This window comes from Azospirillum sp. UENF 112521, from assembly GCF_058780665.1.
The window spans coordinates 107,651-121,572 of sequence record NZ_JBSNCI010000007.1 but is presented as its reverse complement, the minus strand read 5'-3'; the positions used below and the strand labels follow the sequence as shown (position 1 = coordinate 121,572).

Genomic DNA, 13,922 nt, shown 5'->3' with positions numbered 1-13,922 from the left:
CGCCTTTCGCCAGCCCTTCCTTCCCGGCCGCCGGCCTGTCCGGCGGAAAGGACCTTCCCATGCCCATCGAAACCGCGACGCTGATCGACGTCCATGCCCATGTCCGTCTGGAGGCGACCAACGGCGCCGCCGGCATCCACGGCCCGGAGCATGGCGTCGACGAGACCGGCCAGCCCTGGTATCGCGTCGGCAATTACCGGCTGAGCGGCGTCCGCCACCTGAACAGCCCCTTCACCGACCCGGAGCTGCGGCTGCGCCGCATGGACCGGTCCGGCATCGATTTCCAGGTGCTGTCGGCCAGTCCGCTGAACTACTTCCACCACATCGACGTGCCCTCCGCCGTCTCCTTCTGCCGCCGGCACAACGACGCGCTGGCCGAGCTGGTCGCGCGCTATCCGGACCGGCTGGGCGGACTGGCCGCCCTGCCGATGCAGGATCCGCGCGCGGCGACGGAGGAGCTGGAGCGCTCCGTCGGCGAGCTGGGGCTGTGGGGGGCGGCGACCGGCACCGAATTCGCGGGCGAGCCGCTGCACAGCCCGGAGTTCGACAGGCTCTACGAGGCGTTCGTCCGGCTGGACGTGCCGCTGTTCCTGCATCCGGCCCCGGCCGGCATCGACGGGCCGCCCGGCGACCCGGCGCTGAAGCGCTTCGACCTTGACGTCATCATCGGCTTCGCCGCGCAGGAGACCATCGCCGTCGCCACCCTGATCTTCGGCGGCGTGCTGGAGCGCCATCCCCGGCTGGACGTCTGGATCAGCCATGGCGGCGGTGCCGCCGCCTTCACCGCCGGGCGGCTGGCGCAGGCCGGCATGAAGCGCCCGTGGGCCAGCCAGTCGATGAAGAAGGACGGCGCCTTCGAGGAGATGCTGTCGCGCCTGTGGTTCGACACGCACCTGAACGACGACCGGGCGCTGGCGCTGCTGACCCAGGTGGTCGGGCCGGACCGGCTGGTCTTCGGCACCAACTTCGCCGGCTGGGACCAGCCGGAGGACGGGCACCACGGCGCCGTGTCGCCGGCACTGGCCGGCAACGCCCGCCGGCTGCTGAGAAAAGACAAAACGCACAACGGAGGGACGCCATGACCATCACCCGTTTCCTGACCCGCGCGCTGGCGGCGGTGCCGCTGATCGGCGGCCTGATGGCCTCGGCACCGCAGGCCCATGCGCTGGAGATCATGGCGTCCCACTATGGCGCCCTGCTGAACACCGCCCCCATCGCGGTGGCGCTGGAGCGCGGCGACTACAAGAAGAGCGGCGTCGACGTCACCGACGTGATGAGTTCGGTCGGCGGCGGCACCGGCATCCGCAACATGGTGGGCGGCGGCCTCGGCTACGGCATCGTCAGCACCTCCACCGCGCTGGCCGGCATCCGGCAGGGCATGGACATCCGCATCGTCCACACCGCGATCCGCCGGGTGGACGACCTGCTGTGGGTGACGCGGCCGGACAGCGGCGTGTCCTCGGTCAAGGATCTGGTCGGCCGCAAGGTCGGCATCACCGCGCCGAAATCGTCGAGCGAGCTGATGGTCGTCATGGCCTTCGAGGCGGCGGGCTACCCCGGCAAGGCCGACATGGTGGCGCTGGGATCGGTCGGTTCGGGCCTGTCGGCGCTGGAGCAGGGCGGGGTGGATGCGGCGCTGATCCTGGAGCCGCTCTACAGCGCCCGCAAGGACCGCTACAAGGTGGCCTTCTCGCTGGAGAACCTGCCGTCGATGACGCCGACCGTCGGCGTCGCCACCGGCGACTTCATGCGCAAGAGCCCGGACCAGTTGCGCGGGCTGCTCGCCGCCTGGCGCTCCGCGGTGAACTTCATCTACGAGAATCCGGAAGAGGCCGCGAAGATGGTCGCCAAGCGCTATGGCGACACGTTGCCGGTCGATGTCGCCACCGCCTCGATGAAGCGAATGGCGGCGATCAAGTACTGGAGCCAGGGCGACTTCGACATGGACGCCCTGAACATCTGGGTCAAGGGCATGGAGCGCATGGGCGAATGGTCCGGCCCGGTCGACTGGTCGAAGGTGCTGGACAGCTCCTTCCTCGCCGCCGACCTGCGCAAGTGACGGGGCATTCCGCCATGACCCAGCAAATCCCCACCGCGGACGGCGCGCTGGCCGTCGTCATCGGCGGCGGCAACGGCATCGGCGAGGAGACCGCCCGGCTGATGGCGGCGCGCGGCTGGCGGCTGGCGGTCGCCGACCTCGACCCGGATGCTGCGGAACGGGTGGCCGGCGACCTCGGCGGCGCCGCGCTGGCGCTCGACATCGCCGACGCCGGCGCGGTGGAGCGGGCGGCGGCGGCCATCGAGGCGGCGCACGGCCCGGTCGGCGCGCTGGTGGTCGCCGCCGCCGTCTTCCAGCCGGTGCTGCCGCCGGCCGAGCTGCCGCTTGAGGTGTGGGAGCGCACAATCCACGTCAACCTGACCGGCACCTATTACGCCAACCGCGCCTTCGGCACCCGCATGGCGCGGCAGGGACGGGGCAGCATCGTCAACATCGCGTCGATTGCCGCCATCGGCTCGGTGCCGGTCCATGCCTATGCGTCGAGCAAGGCCGGGGTGGTCAGCCTGACGCTGAACCTCGCCGGGGAATGGGGGCGCGCCGGGGTCCGGGTCAACTGCGTCTCGCCCGGCTCGACGCTGGTGCCGCGGGTGGTCGAGCGGATCCGGTCGGGCCGCTACGCCGCCGATCCGGCCGAATTCACAGCACTCGGCCGGATCGTGCAGCCCCGCGAGGTGGCGGAGAGCATCGAGTTCCTGGCCTCCGACCGGGCGTCGGCGATCACCGGCGTCAACCTGGTGGTGGATGCCGGATGGCACGTCGCCGGCAGCTGGGCGCAGTATGGCGGCGTCCGTCCGGCTCCCGCCCCCCTCCAGGCGGGAGGTGCCGCGTGAACCCGCTGTCGCTCTCCTATTACACGGTGCCGGAGCTGTCGCCGCCCGACATGGTGGCGGTGGCGGCGGACCAGGGCTGCGCCCATGTCGGCCTGCGCCTGCTGGGCGGCCAGCCCGACGGCGATCCGATGCCGTTGCTGGCCGACCCCGCCCTCAGGCGCGAGATGAAGCGGCGCATGGCCGACCGCGGCGTCACGGCGCTCGACGCCAACACCGCCCGCGTCCTGCCCCACACCGACCTCGACGCCTTCCGCCCCTTCCTGGAGGCTGCGGCCGAGCTGGGCGCCCGCCATGTTCTGGCGACCGGCGACGACCCCGACGAGGGGCGGCTGGCGGCAAGGTTGGGGCGGCTGTGCGACGATGCCGCCGGCTTCGGACTGAGCGTGCAGTTCGAGTTCGTGCCCTGGATGAGCGTGCCGAGCGCCGCCGCCGCCGCCCGGCTGATCGGCCGGATGGGCCGCCCGAACATCGGCATCGCGCTCGACGCGCTGCATTACGACCGCTCCGGCGGCACGCCGGCCGAGGTGGCGGCGATCCCATCCGGCCTGTTCGCCTACATGCATCTCTGCGACGCCCCGCGCGATTATCGGACCGACCGCGAGTCCCTGCTGCACACCGCGGTGAAGGAGCGGCTGTTTCCCGGCGACGGCGGCATCGACCTGACCGGGCTGTTGCGCGCGCTTCCGCTCGGCCTGCCGCTCGCCCTCGAAATCCCCACCGCCGCCCTGGCGCGGACGATGGACGCGCCGGCCCGCGTGGCACGCGCCGTTGCCGCCACCCGCCGCCTGCTGGCGACGCTCTGACCACCGCCTACCCAGGAGGAACCATCATGGCCGCCAGCCCCGAGACCGGCACCGCCATCCGCGCCTGCGCCCAGGCGGCGATCCGGGCGATCGAGACGCACGGACACGACACCGCCCGCCTGACGGAGGCGCTGCGCGAACCGCTGGCGGCACTCGCCGCCCGGCCCGACCTGTGCACGGCCGGCGTGCCGCGCATCGGCAACCACGTCGCCAACTCCCAGTACCTCTACCATGACGGCGACCTGTCGATCCTGCTGTTCGAGCTGCCCGACGGCCAGCCCATCGCCGTCCACGACCATGGCAACTGGGAGAGCATGGCGATCTACCGGGGGCGGGTGAAGCACACCGTCTATGAGCGGCGCGACGACGGCTCGGTTCCCGGCAAGGCCGACCTGAGCGTGGTCGAGGACCGCGTGCTGGAGCCGGGCGACAGCGTGGTGATCGCCCCGCCCGCCGACATCCACGGCTTCATGGCGCTGGAGCCGGGAAGCTGGGGCATCACCGTGGCGAGCGGAACCTACAAGCCCGAGCGCAGCTATTTCCAGCCCGAGGCCGGAACCGTCGTCAACAGGCGCCCGCGCGGCTGACGGGCCGCCCGCATCCGGAACAAGGAAGACCACAGCGATGGGCGCAGAGCACGCCGCGACGGCGATTCCGTCGATGTTCAAAACCCGCTTTCCCGGGAGGATCGCATGACCAAGACCGCTCTGGTGACCGGAGCCGGCGGCGGATTGGGCGCGGCCATCGCGCGCCGTCTGGCCGGCGAAGGATACCGCGTGGCGCTGCTCGACCTCGATGCCGCCGGGCTGGAGGTCGAGGCCGCGCGCATTCCCGGTGCCCTGGCCTTCACCGCCGATGTGACCGACGAGGCGCAGATCGACGCGGTGGTCGCCGCGATGACCGAGGCGTTCGGCGACGGTCCCGACCTGCTGGTCAACAATGCCGGCATCGTCCGCTTCGGCGACCTGCTGGAGCACAGCGTTGCCGATTTCCGCCGCGTGGTGGACGTGAACCTGACCGGCACCTTCATCGTCACCCGCGCCGTGGCGCGGCGGATGGCGGAGCGCGGGTCGGGGGCCATCGTCAACATCACCTCGCTGAACGCCGTCGCCCCCAGCCCCGACGCCGGGGCCTATCCGGCGACCAAGGCGGCGGTCGCGCTGCTGACCGAACATCTGGCGCTGGCGCTGGCGCCGCGCGGCGTGCGGGTCAACGCCGTCGCTCCCGGCTTCATCGACGCCGGCATGTCGGCGCCGATCTATGCCGATGCGGAGGTGCGCGCGGTGCGCGGCGCCGCCGTTCCCGCCCGGTCGCTCGGCACCGCCGACGATGTCGCCGACGCGGTGCTGTTCCTGGCCTCGGACCGGGCACGCTACATCCACGGACAGCATCTCATGGTCGATGGCGGCGTGTCCTTCAGCCTGAAGATGCACTTGCCCCGCCGCGCGCCGGCGGTGAAGCCCCTGGCGGGCGACCGATGAGCGGGGCGGTCCGCAACCTGATCCTGACCGGCGGCATCGGCCACCCCTTCGCCGACGCCGCTCCGGCGCTGGAGGAAATCCTGGCCGGCGCGGGGGTCGTCTCGACCGTCACCGACGACATCGAAGGCGGGCTCTCGGCGCTGGACCAGGGCGGCTTCGACCTGCTCACCGTCTATGCGCTGCGCTGGCGGATGCTGGGCAGCGAGAAATACGCCCCCCACCGCGAGCGCTGGGCCTTTTCGCTGTCGCAAGCCGGACGGGAGCGACTGTGGAACTTCGTCACCGGCGGGGGTGGGCTGCTGGGCCTGCACACCGCGCTGATCTGCTTCGACGACTGGCCGGACTGGAAGGATCTGCTGGGCGGCGCCTGGGTGTGGGGCCGCTCCGCCCATCCGCCGCGCGGTCCGGTCACCCTGGTCCCCACCGACCTTCCCCATCCCCTGACCGCCGGCCTGCCGCCCTTCACCGTCACCGACGAGGCCTACGGCGACTTCGATCTGGCCGGCGACGTCCGGCCGCTGGCGCTGGTGGCGCCGGAAGGGGGATGCGCCTGGCCCGCCCTGTGGGCGCGCGACGCCGGGCTGGGGCGGGTGGTGGCCGACACGCTGGGCCATGACCGCGCGTCCCTGGAACACCCCGCCCACCGCCAAATCCTGAGGCGCGCCGCCCTCTGGGCCTGCCGCCGACCGCTTTGAAAACCAACCGACCTGCACGAGGAACCGTCCCGATGACCAGCCTCCATGCGCCAGCCGCCTCTTCCGCCGCTGCTTCCGCCACTTCGGCCGCGACCATTCCCCTGTTCACGCCGCTCGACGGCATCATCGGGGCGGAGACCGACAGGCTCGACCTGTCCCGGCCGCTCGACGACGCGACGGTCGATGCGGTGCGGACGGCCTTCCGCGACCATCACCTGCTGGTGATCCGCAACCAGTCGTTGGACAAGGAGCGCATGTACCGCTTCGCCGAACTGTTCGGCCCCATCGAAAGCCACATGATCCGGCTGGCCGACGGGTCGAAATGGGATGCGGTCCACACCATCACCAATCTGGACGCCGCCGGCAACCCGGTGGCCAAGCCCTTCATCAGCTCCAACTATTTCTGGCACACCGACAAGTCCTTCCTGCGCGAGCCGTCGCTGCTGACGATGCTGCAGGCGGTGGAACTGCCGCCGAACGGCGGCGACACCCAGTTCGCCGACATGACCGCCGCCTACGACGCGCTGCCGGAGGCGACGCGCCGGCGGATCGACGGGCTGAAGACGGTGCAGAGCCTGGAGTTCATGCGCCGCTACACCGGCAGCGCCCCGCCGACCGAAGACGACATCGCCGCCGCCCCGCCCATCGCCCATCCGCTGGTCCGCACCCATCCCGAAACCGGGCGCAAGAGCCTCTACATCGGCATGTACAGCTCCCACATCGACGGCATGCCGGAGGAGGAGGGGCGAACCCTGCTGGAGGAGCTGCTGGAGCATGCGACGCAGGACCGCTTCGTCCACACCCACCGCTGGCGGCACGGCGACCTCGTCTTCTGGGACAACCGCTGCCTGTTGCACCGCGCCACCGCCAATTACGAGATGGGCAAGCACCGCCGCGTGCTCATGCGCGTCGTGGTGAAAGGCTCAGTGCCGGAGTGACGGGTGCGGCATGCCCGGCAGCGGAAACCGGGCATGCCCCGCCTCACGGGATGGTGGCGCCGGGAGCCGTCGTCCGCCCGAGCGCAAGTGCCTCCTCGATCTGGCGGTTCTCCATCGCCGGGGCGATGGCCCGCATGTCCTGCCCGGTCATGCCGAGCCTCGTTCCGATTTGCCGCCACTCGGCGGAAATCGCATTGGCCATGCCGATGGCGATCTTGCGGGCCTCGTCCTCGCTCGTCTGGAAATACGGAGCGGCCTCGATCAGGCGGGCCACGCTGAGTTCGTTGCCGTGAACCTCGGAGATGGCGGTTTTCAGGGTGCCCTCCTCCGGAACCGGGTTCACGTCGAACGCCGGAGAGAGGGTCCACTTGCCTCCGGGCGCGGCGAGGAAACCGTGGTTCCGCAGATGGTCGTCGGTGTTCCGGATCAGGATGCTGAACATCACCCGCCGGAAGAGTTCGCGCATGTCGGTCCGTGGTGCCGCGCAGTGCGTGAGCATCCGCTGGGCAAGATCGACGTAGTTGCCCGGCTCGGCACCGCGCAGCCCCATGAAGGTCTGCGCCGAGATGAAGGGGACACGGGCGTGCGGCTGACCGTCCGCGCGGCCGGCAATGCGGTCGAAACGCCTGATGATCGCGACGGGGAAGCGCTGGCCGGTCGGCAGCACATCGGCCGTGGACGCCTTGATGCCGACGCGCCCGGCCAGGCGGAGCGCCAGAACCTCGGCACGGGCGACAGCATACTCGTCGTCCATCTTCGCCAGCTTCACGATCCACAGGGCGCCATGCTCATCGCGGGCGTTCACCTTCGGCCGCGCGCCGCCGAGCGATCCGACGGCGGTCTTGAGCAGACCGCCGTGAAGCATCTTCGCCCGGCTCTCCCGGTAGTGGATGGGATCCGCCTCGAATGCCCGGGACTCGGCCACGATCTGCTCGAGGTCGAAAAGGCGCGGGATGGAGATCTCGCCCGTCTCCCTGGGGGGTGCGAGCGGCTTTCCGGCGGGGCCCGGCTTATCGAAGTAGCGAAGCGCCCCGGAGCGGAGTTCGTCGTCGGCCTCCAACAGGTAGTCGAGTTCCGAGTCCACGCGGCCGCCCAGCGCCATCCTGATGATGGCGCGACCCCACGAATCCGGGGAACCATCGGCAATCGGGCCGGGAAGCGCGGAGGCGTTGCCCGTGCGCACGTGGTAGAACGGAGCCACCTGGAGCGGCAGGTCGGGCGCGATGGCGAAGGCCCGCGGATTGTCCAGCCAAGAGGCGTGATAGGTGAATGCGGACGTTTCGCGGGTGCCCGTGCTCTCGTAAATGAACTCTCCCACGGGAACGGCATTCGTTCCGAGCCGGACGTCGATTCTCCGTGTCGTCATCTCACCAACCCTCCACCTCATCGGTGGAGACGATGGGGCCGGCCGTGGCGTCATCGGGCTTCGACCCGTTTTTCTTCGCCCGAGGCTTCGAGACGCGGGTCGGTACGTCCTGGCGGAGCATCATCAAGGCAACGTCGTCTTTCGTCTGGTCGAGAAGGTTCGTGAGCAGATCCAGTCGGCCGAGCGCGTTGAGCGCCATCGCGAGCGTGTTGAGCGAGACACCGGCATCGCCCTTCTCCAGCCGATGGAGGGTCGCTCGGGACACGCCCATCGCCCGCGCGAAATCCTCGGCCGGAATGCGGCGCGACCGGCGTGCGAGAGAGATGTCCTGGCCGAGCTTCCCGATTGCCCGAGCCACCGCCGGATAGACCGGCGACCCTTTGGTCCTGTGGGTTCCGTCTTGGGCTTTCATCGTCTTACACCTGATACGCGATGCGGAAATCAACTCTCATGTGCGAGACGTGATGCAGATCGAAGCGAAGTCTCGGGACATGCCGGTCTATGTCTTATAGATAGTACGTTATTTTATGGGTGTGTAGTGTCTGCGATACATTATCCGACATCAGGACAACGCCATGAGCTGGGTGCCCGGCCTCACCTGGAGCCGCTGCACGGTGCCGCTCACATCTGCGATGCTCCGCGCCGACAGGCGATCTCCCGGCGCGTGACCGTCCATTCCACCGTCGGGAAACACCCCGGCAGGGCCAGGCTGAGCCTCGCCAGCAGCCTGGAGCGCCAGCGCGCCCTGCGACCTCTAATCGCCTGCTCGATCATGGCGGGATCGAAGCCGGCCCATTCGCCGGCGGGCTGGAGCAGGTTCGGAAAGCAGACGGGGTGGATCTCCTCCCGAAGGATGGCGTCCATCTCGTCCAGGCTGTAGGGCGAGGCCGAAAGAACCTGCACCCGCCATGCGCGGGACAGCGAAACGTCCGTGTCCAGATACATCGTCGACAACGCTTCCCAGACCGGGCGGCGCTGTTGCAGGTGTGAGTCCGAAAAGCGGATGGCGCTGCTGTTCATCGGGATGACGGCTGGTGACGGGCGGGAAGTCCGGCAACCTAACCCATCCGCCCATCCTGTCGAGGCTGTTCGCCATGCGGCTGGAGATCTGTGGCCAGACATGCGGCCAGACCTGCCGGGAGGTCCAGAATGGTCCAAGGCCGTGCCGATGCGACAAGACCAGGCCGGCTGCCGCCGCCGATACTGCCCCCTTCACCCGAAAAATCCGCAGGAAACGCCAGCCATGTCCGCACCGGCCGCATCCGGCACCTCCCCACTGCCCATCCTCCTGCTGCTGCTGTCGGTGACGACGGGGCTCGTCGATGCCGTCAGCGTGCTCGGCCTGGGCAAGGTCTTCACCGCCAACATGACCGGCAACATCGTCTTCCTCGGCTTCGCCGTCGTCGGGACGCCGGGCTTCCGGGTTCTGCCGGCGGTGGCGGCGCTGCTGTCCTTCCTGACCGGCGCCCTGATCGCCGGCCGGATCGGCAGGAGATTCGCCGGCCGGCCGATGCGGCATTGGCTGCTGACCGCCGCCTTGTTTGAAACGGCTCTGTTCTGGATCGCCGCCGCCGTCGCCGCGGGCTTCGATGTCGGGATGCAGGCTCCGGCGGCCGCCCTCTATGCGATCATCGTCCTGACCGGCTTCGCCATGGGATTCCGCAACGCCACGGTCCGGCAGATGAAGGTTCCCGACCTGACGACGACGGTCCTCACCCTGACCCTGACCGGACTGGCCGCCGATTCCGGCCTTGCCGGCGGGGCGAACACCAATGCGCGACGCCGGATGGCCAGCGTGGCGGCGATCTTCCTCGGTGCGGCACTCGGCGCCGTCATGGTCATGCAGAGCGGGCTGGTGCTGCCCCTGGTCGTCGTCGGCGCGCTGGTGCTGGCAGGCACCGCGTTCTGCGCCCTTCACCCGGCCTCGACCGCACCGGTTGCGGCCTGATGCCGGGAACCCCATCCGTCAGAGGTCGGTGAAGCCGTCCTCCTCGCGGTCGCCGGCTCCCAGCTGCACGAACTGGGCGAGCAGCCAGGAGGCGGCCGGGCCGGGCGGCGTGTCGCGCCGCCAGACGCCGGAGAAGCGATAGGTGCCGCCCGGATGGTCGGGCATGGCGAGCCGCACCAGGGTGCCGGCGACCAGATCGGGCTCGACCATCGGCAGCGGCATGTTGCCCCAGCCGATCCCTTCGCGCAGCAGCGCGTGCTTGGCGCCCAGGTCGGCGAGCCGCCATGTGCGCGGGCTCATCACCGAGAAATCCTGCCCCTCGGTGGCACGCGACCGGTCGGTGAGGACCAGCTGCACATGGTCGCGGCCGGCGCCGGGGGCGATCTGCGCCATGCGGCCCAGCGGATGGTCGGGGGCGGCGACCGGCACCATCGGCACCGATCCGGCGGTCGTCCGGTCCAGCCCGTCCATCCCGGCCGCCACCGGGCCGGAAATGCCGAGCACCGCCCGGCGGTCGAGCACCAGGGCGGCGACCGCGCCCAGGGTTTCGACATGCAGGCGCAGCGAAACCGTCGGATGGCTGCGCGCGAAGTCCCGCAATACCCGGCCCAGACGGTCGGCCGGCAGCATCACGTCGACGGCGAGATCGACCTCGGCCTCCAGCCCCTCGTGCAGGCCCCGCACCTTTGCGCGCAGGCCGTCCATCGCTTGCGCAATCGTCCGGGCTTCGGCGAGCAATGCCCGCCCGGCGGCGGTCAGCGTCGGCTTGCGCGACCCTTCGCGGTCGAACAGCGCCAGGCCGAGTTGGGCTTCGAGGTTGGCGATGCCGTAGCTGACGACGGAGACTGCCCGGTTCAGCCGCCGTCCCGCCCCGGCGAAGCTGCCGGCATCCACCACGGCGAGGAAGATGCTGAGCTGGTCGAAGCTGGGGGTGCCGACGCTGCTCATCATTCAACTTTCTTGAACATCTTGCGGCGATTTATAGGGGTAAACCTGAAAGGAGACCAGCGCTATTGTCCTCTCAAGCGAAACACGGCGGCCGAGGCGGCAAGGACCCATCGGCCGCACAATCAGGAGACGGACCATGATCGAACTGCGTCCCTTCGAGAGCCTGGGCGGTGAGAACCACGGCTGGCTGGATGCCAAGCACCACTTCTCCTTCGCCAACTACCATGACCGCAAGCGGATGAACTGGGGCAACCTGCGCGTCTGGAACGACGACACCATCGCCCCCCACACCGGCTTCCCGCCGCACCCGCACCGCGACATGGAGATCATCACCTATGTCCGCGAGGGCGCCATCACCCACCAGGACAATCTGGGCAACAAGGGCCGCACCGAGGCGGGCGACGTCCAGGTGATGTCCGCCGGCACCGGCATCGCGCATTCCGAATACAATCTGGAGGACGTCACCACCCGCATCTTCCAGATCTGGATCATGCCGACGCGCAGCGGCGAGAAGCCGGGCTGGGGCAGCAAGCCCTTCCCCAAGGGCGACCGCAGCGGCCATTTCGTCACCCTGGCGTCGGGCTACGCCGATGACGGCGACGCCCTGCCGATCCGCACCGACGCCCGTGTGCTGGGGGCGACGCTGAAGGCCGGCGAGACGGCGACCTACCCGCTCGGCAAGGACCGCCGCGCGTATCTGGTCCCGGCCAGCGGTGCGGTCGAGATCGACGGGGTGCGGGTGAATGCCCGCGACGGTGCGGCCATCGCCGATCTCGACGCCCTGACGGTGACGGCGCTGGAGGACAGCGAGATCGTCATGGTGGATGCGGCCTGACGAGACCGATTTCGTGCCGGGGCCTTGCCGCCCCGGCGCGGCGTCCTCCGCAAAGACTGGAGTTCGGACCATGAAGGCCGGCCGGCTGGAAGCGTTCACCGATGGGGTCGTGGCGATCGCCATCACCATCATGGTGCTGGAGTTGAAGGTGCCGGAGGATGGCAGCCTCGCCGCCCTGGCGGAGCGCGTCCCCATCCTGCTGGCCTATGTGCTGTCCTTCATCAATGTCGGGCTCTACTGGAACAACCACCACCATCTGCTGCAGGCGACCACGCGCATCGACGGGCGGGTGCTGTGGGCCAACCTGTTCCTGCTGTTCTGGCTGTCGCTGGTCCCCTTCGTCATCCGCTGGCTCGATGCCAGCGACTTCTCGCCGGTGGCGACGGCATCCTACGGCGTCGTGCTCGGCATGGCGGCCATCGGCTACAGCCTGACCGAACGCGCGATCATCGCCTGCGGCGGACGCGAGTCGGTGGTGGCACGGGCGGTCGGGGCCGACCTGAAGGGCAAGATCAGCCTGGGGCTGTATGCCCTGGCCATCCCGCTGGCCTTCGTCCTGCAATGGCTGTCCATCGCCCTCTATATCCTAGTGATCCTGCTGTGGCTGGTGCCGGACCGGCGGATCGAACGCATCGTGGAGGAGTGAGGGAAAACCGGCGTCGATACTGATCTACACCGATAGGGTGCGGACCGATGCTGGCTGGCTCCCCCGCCCCTGTGCTACAGCATGGCGAAACCGATGGGGACGCCGGCAGCATGCCAACGATGACGGACTGGACGATTCGACACGCGGTGACGCGGGTCCACGGGTGCGACCTCGCAGTGATCTGGCGGGGGCCGGAGATCTGGGCATGGGTCGTCACCGTCGCCGGCGAGCAGGTCCGCTCCGGAACCGCGCGCACCATGGCCGGCGCCCAGGATGCCGCACTGCGTGCCGCGAAAGCCCATGCGGATGACGGCGGCCGCGTCCAGCTCCCGCTGTTCTGACGGCGTCGGGCTCGCCGCCCTCGACGGCAGGTCACCCTTACCGCTCGACCCTCGGGCTTGTCGATCGCTATAGTCGGCCGGCGAACAGAGCCCAGGATCGTGAATGCAAGCCCGGCAGTTGGAAGTCTTCTGCATGCTGATGCGCTGTGGAACGGTGACCGGGGCGGCGGGGATGCTGAACATTTCCCAGCCGGCCCTGAGCCAGATTCTGCTGCATGCCGAGGACCAGCTGGGGTTCAAGCTGTTCGACCGGGTGCGCGGGCGTCTGGTGCCGACCCAGGAGGCCAACGAGCTTTATCCGGAGGCCGAGCGGATCTTCTCGGAACTGGGGGCGTTGCGCCGGCGAACGCTCGACATGCGTCACAACCGCACCGGTCTGGTCCGTCTCGCCGCCTCCGCTCCGCCTTCCATGTCCATCGTTCCCAAGGCTCTGACGGCATTCCGCGAGGCGCACCCGGACATCGTCGTGCGGTCCCTGGTCGCGCCGATCGGCAACATCCGCGACATGCTGCGCAGCGGCGACGTTCTGCTGGGGGTGGCGATGAACGCCATGCCCCATCCCGACCTCGATGTCGAAACGGTCGGACACGCCGAACTGGTCTGCCTGATGCCCGAGGGGCACCGGCTGGCCGGACAGGCCGAGCTGGGCTTCGCCGATCTGGCGGAGGAGACGCTGATCTCCTACCGCGTCGACACGCTGCCCGGCCGGCTGCTGGCCGCGGCGCTGGAGGCCGAGGGCGGCGTCTATGCCCCGGCGGTGGAGATCGACCTGTCGATTACCGCGCTGCCCTTTGTCCGCGAAGGCATCGGCGTGGCGGTGGTGGACGGGCTTCTGCCATGGAGCCAGTTTTCCGGCATCGTGCAGCGGCCCTTCCGCCCGAGCATCCAGGTGCCCATCGCCATCCTGACCAGCAAGGAGCGCCCGCTGTCCGGCAGCCATGCCCTGATGCGCGACTGCATTCGCAAGGCCGCCCACGCCCTGGAGCCTGGAAGCTCTTGAAACTCCTGGCCGGGCGGCTCATGAATTTTCTG

At 69.5% G+C, this 13,922-nt stretch carries 17 protein-coding genes; 13 read left to right on the top strand and 4 right to left on the bottom strand.

The genetic code is table 11. The features are described from left to right. Positions 1-59: 59 nt before the first annotated feature. The 8 genes from ACWPN8_RS29320 (at position 60) to ACWPN8_RS29285 (ending at position 6,806) form a co-directional block, all read left to right on the top strand. A complete protein-coding gene (locus tag ACWPN8_RS29320) occupies positions 60-1,082 on the top strand; it encodes an amidohydrolase family protein (protein ID WP_109448963.1) in 1,023 nt (340 codons plus the stop codon). Beyond that, positions 1,079-2,059 (top strand): ABC transporter substrate-binding protein, encoded by a 981-nt coding sequence (locus tag ACWPN8_RS29315; RefSeq protein ID WP_492243306.1) that lies wholly within the window; start codon positions 1,079-1,081, stop codon positions 2,057-2,059. Before ACWPN8_RS29320 ends, ACWPN8_RS29315 begins: the two co-directional genes overlap by 4 nt. A gap of 14 nt (positions 2,060-2,073) precedes the next feature. Continuing rightward, entirely contained in the window at positions 2,074-2,889 is an 816-nt protein-coding gene (locus tag ACWPN8_RS29310; RefSeq protein ID WP_492243305.1) for an SDR family NAD(P)-dependent oxidoreductase, read from the top strand. Beyond that, entirely contained in the window at positions 2,886-3,692 is an 807-nt protein-coding gene (locus tag ACWPN8_RS29305; protein WP_492243304.1) for a sugar phosphate isomerase/epimerase family protein, read from the top strand. Before ACWPN8_RS29310 ends, ACWPN8_RS29305 begins: the two co-directional genes overlap by 4 nt. 26 nt (positions 3,693-3,718) lie before the next feature. Continuing rightward, complete coding sequence (locus ACWPN8_RS29300) at positions 3,719-4,279, top strand: hypothetical protein (protein ID WP_492243303.1); 561 nt, start codon at positions 3,719-3,721, stop codon at positions 4,277-4,279. A 105-nt stretch (positions 4,280-4,384) separates the two neighbouring features. Beyond that, positions 4,385-5,173, top strand: coding sequence for an SDR family NAD(P)-dependent oxidoreductase (locus ACWPN8_RS29295; protein WP_109448955.1), 789 nt, complete (start codon positions 4,385-4,387; stop codon positions 5,171-5,173). Beyond that, a complete protein-coding gene (locus ACWPN8_RS29290) occupies positions 5,170-5,868 on the top strand; it encodes a ThuA domain-containing protein (protein WP_492243302.1) in 699 nt (232 codons plus the stop codon). The genes ACWPN8_RS29295 and ACWPN8_RS29290 overlap by 4 nt, the downstream gene beginning before the upstream one ends. A 32-nt stretch (positions 5,869-5,900) precedes the next feature. Beyond that, positions 5,901-6,806, top strand: coding sequence for a TauD/TfdA dioxygenase family protein (locus ACWPN8_RS29285; protein ID WP_492243301.1), 906 nt, complete (start codon positions 5,901-5,903; stop codon positions 6,804-6,806). Between the two features lie 43 nt (positions 6,807-6,849). Here ACWPN8_RS29285 and ACWPN8_RS29280 read toward each other — a convergent pair whose 3' ends face one another. From ACWPN8_RS29280 to ACWPN8_RS29270, 3 genes are all read right to left on the bottom strand, one after another. Continuing rightward, positions 6,850-8,172, bottom strand: a complete 1,323-nt coding sequence (locus ACWPN8_RS29280; protein ID WP_492243300.1) for a type II toxin-antitoxin system HipA family toxin — start codon at positions 8,170-8,172, stop codon at positions 6,850-6,852. Between the two features lies 1 nt (position 8,173). After that, the gene (locus tag ACWPN8_RS29275; RefSeq protein ID WP_492243299.1) at positions 8,174-8,584 is read right to left on the bottom strand and encodes a helix-turn-helix domain-containing protein; all 411 of its coding nucleotides are present in this window, start codon (positions 8,582-8,584) and stop codon (positions 8,174-8,176) included. A 209-nt stretch (positions 8,585-8,793) separates the two neighbouring features. Next, a complete protein-coding gene (locus tag ACWPN8_RS29270) occupies positions 8,794-9,192 on the bottom strand; it encodes a DUF7079 family protein (RefSeq protein WP_492243298.1) in 399 nt (132 codons plus the stop codon). Between the two features lie 223 nt (positions 9,193-9,415). Between ACWPN8_RS29270 and ACWPN8_RS29265 the strand changes: the two genes are divergently transcribed. After that, positions 9,416-10,120: a YoaK family protein gene (locus tag ACWPN8_RS29265; RefSeq protein WP_492243297.1), complete on the top strand. Its 705-nt coding sequence runs from the start codon at positions 9,416-9,418 to the stop codon at positions 10,118-10,120. An 18-nt stretch (positions 10,121-10,138) separates the two neighbouring features. Here ACWPN8_RS29265 and ACWPN8_RS29260 read toward each other — a convergent pair whose 3' ends face one another. Beyond that, the gene (locus ACWPN8_RS29260; RefSeq protein WP_199237654.1) at positions 10,139-11,071 is read right to left on the bottom strand and encodes a LysR family transcriptional regulator; all 933 of its coding nucleotides are present in this window, start codon (positions 11,069-11,071) and stop codon (positions 10,139-10,141) included. A gap of 133 nt (positions 11,072-11,204) precedes the next feature. Here ACWPN8_RS29260 and ACWPN8_RS29255 point away from each other — a divergent pair, with 133 nt between their 5' ends. From ACWPN8_RS29255 to ACWPN8_RS29240, 4 genes are all read left to right on the top strand, one after another. Continuing rightward, positions 11,205-11,903: a pirin family protein gene (locus ACWPN8_RS29255; RefSeq protein WP_109448939.1), complete on the top strand. Its 699-nt coding sequence runs from the start codon at positions 11,205-11,207 to the stop codon at positions 11,901-11,903. A 70-nt stretch (positions 11,904-11,973) separates the two neighbouring features. After that, a complete protein-coding gene (locus ACWPN8_RS29250) occupies positions 11,974-12,549 on the top strand; it encodes a TMEM175 family protein (protein ID WP_109448937.1) in 576 nt (191 codons plus the stop codon). Positions 12,550-12,659: 110 nt separating this feature from the next. Beyond that, positions 12,660-12,890 carry a hypothetical protein gene (locus tag ACWPN8_RS29245; RefSeq protein WP_109453000.1) on the top strand — a complete coding sequence of 77 codons (231 nt, stop codon included), beginning with the start codon at positions 12,660-12,662 and terminating at the stop codon, positions 12,888-12,890. A gap of 103 nt (positions 12,891-12,993) precedes the next feature. Beyond that, on the top strand, positions 12,994-13,890 hold the full coding sequence (locus ACWPN8_RS29240; RefSeq protein ID WP_492243296.1) for a LysR family transcriptional regulator: 897 nt from the start codon (positions 12,994-12,996) through the stop codon (positions 13,888-13,890). Positions 13,891-13,922: the final 32 nt, after the last annotated feature.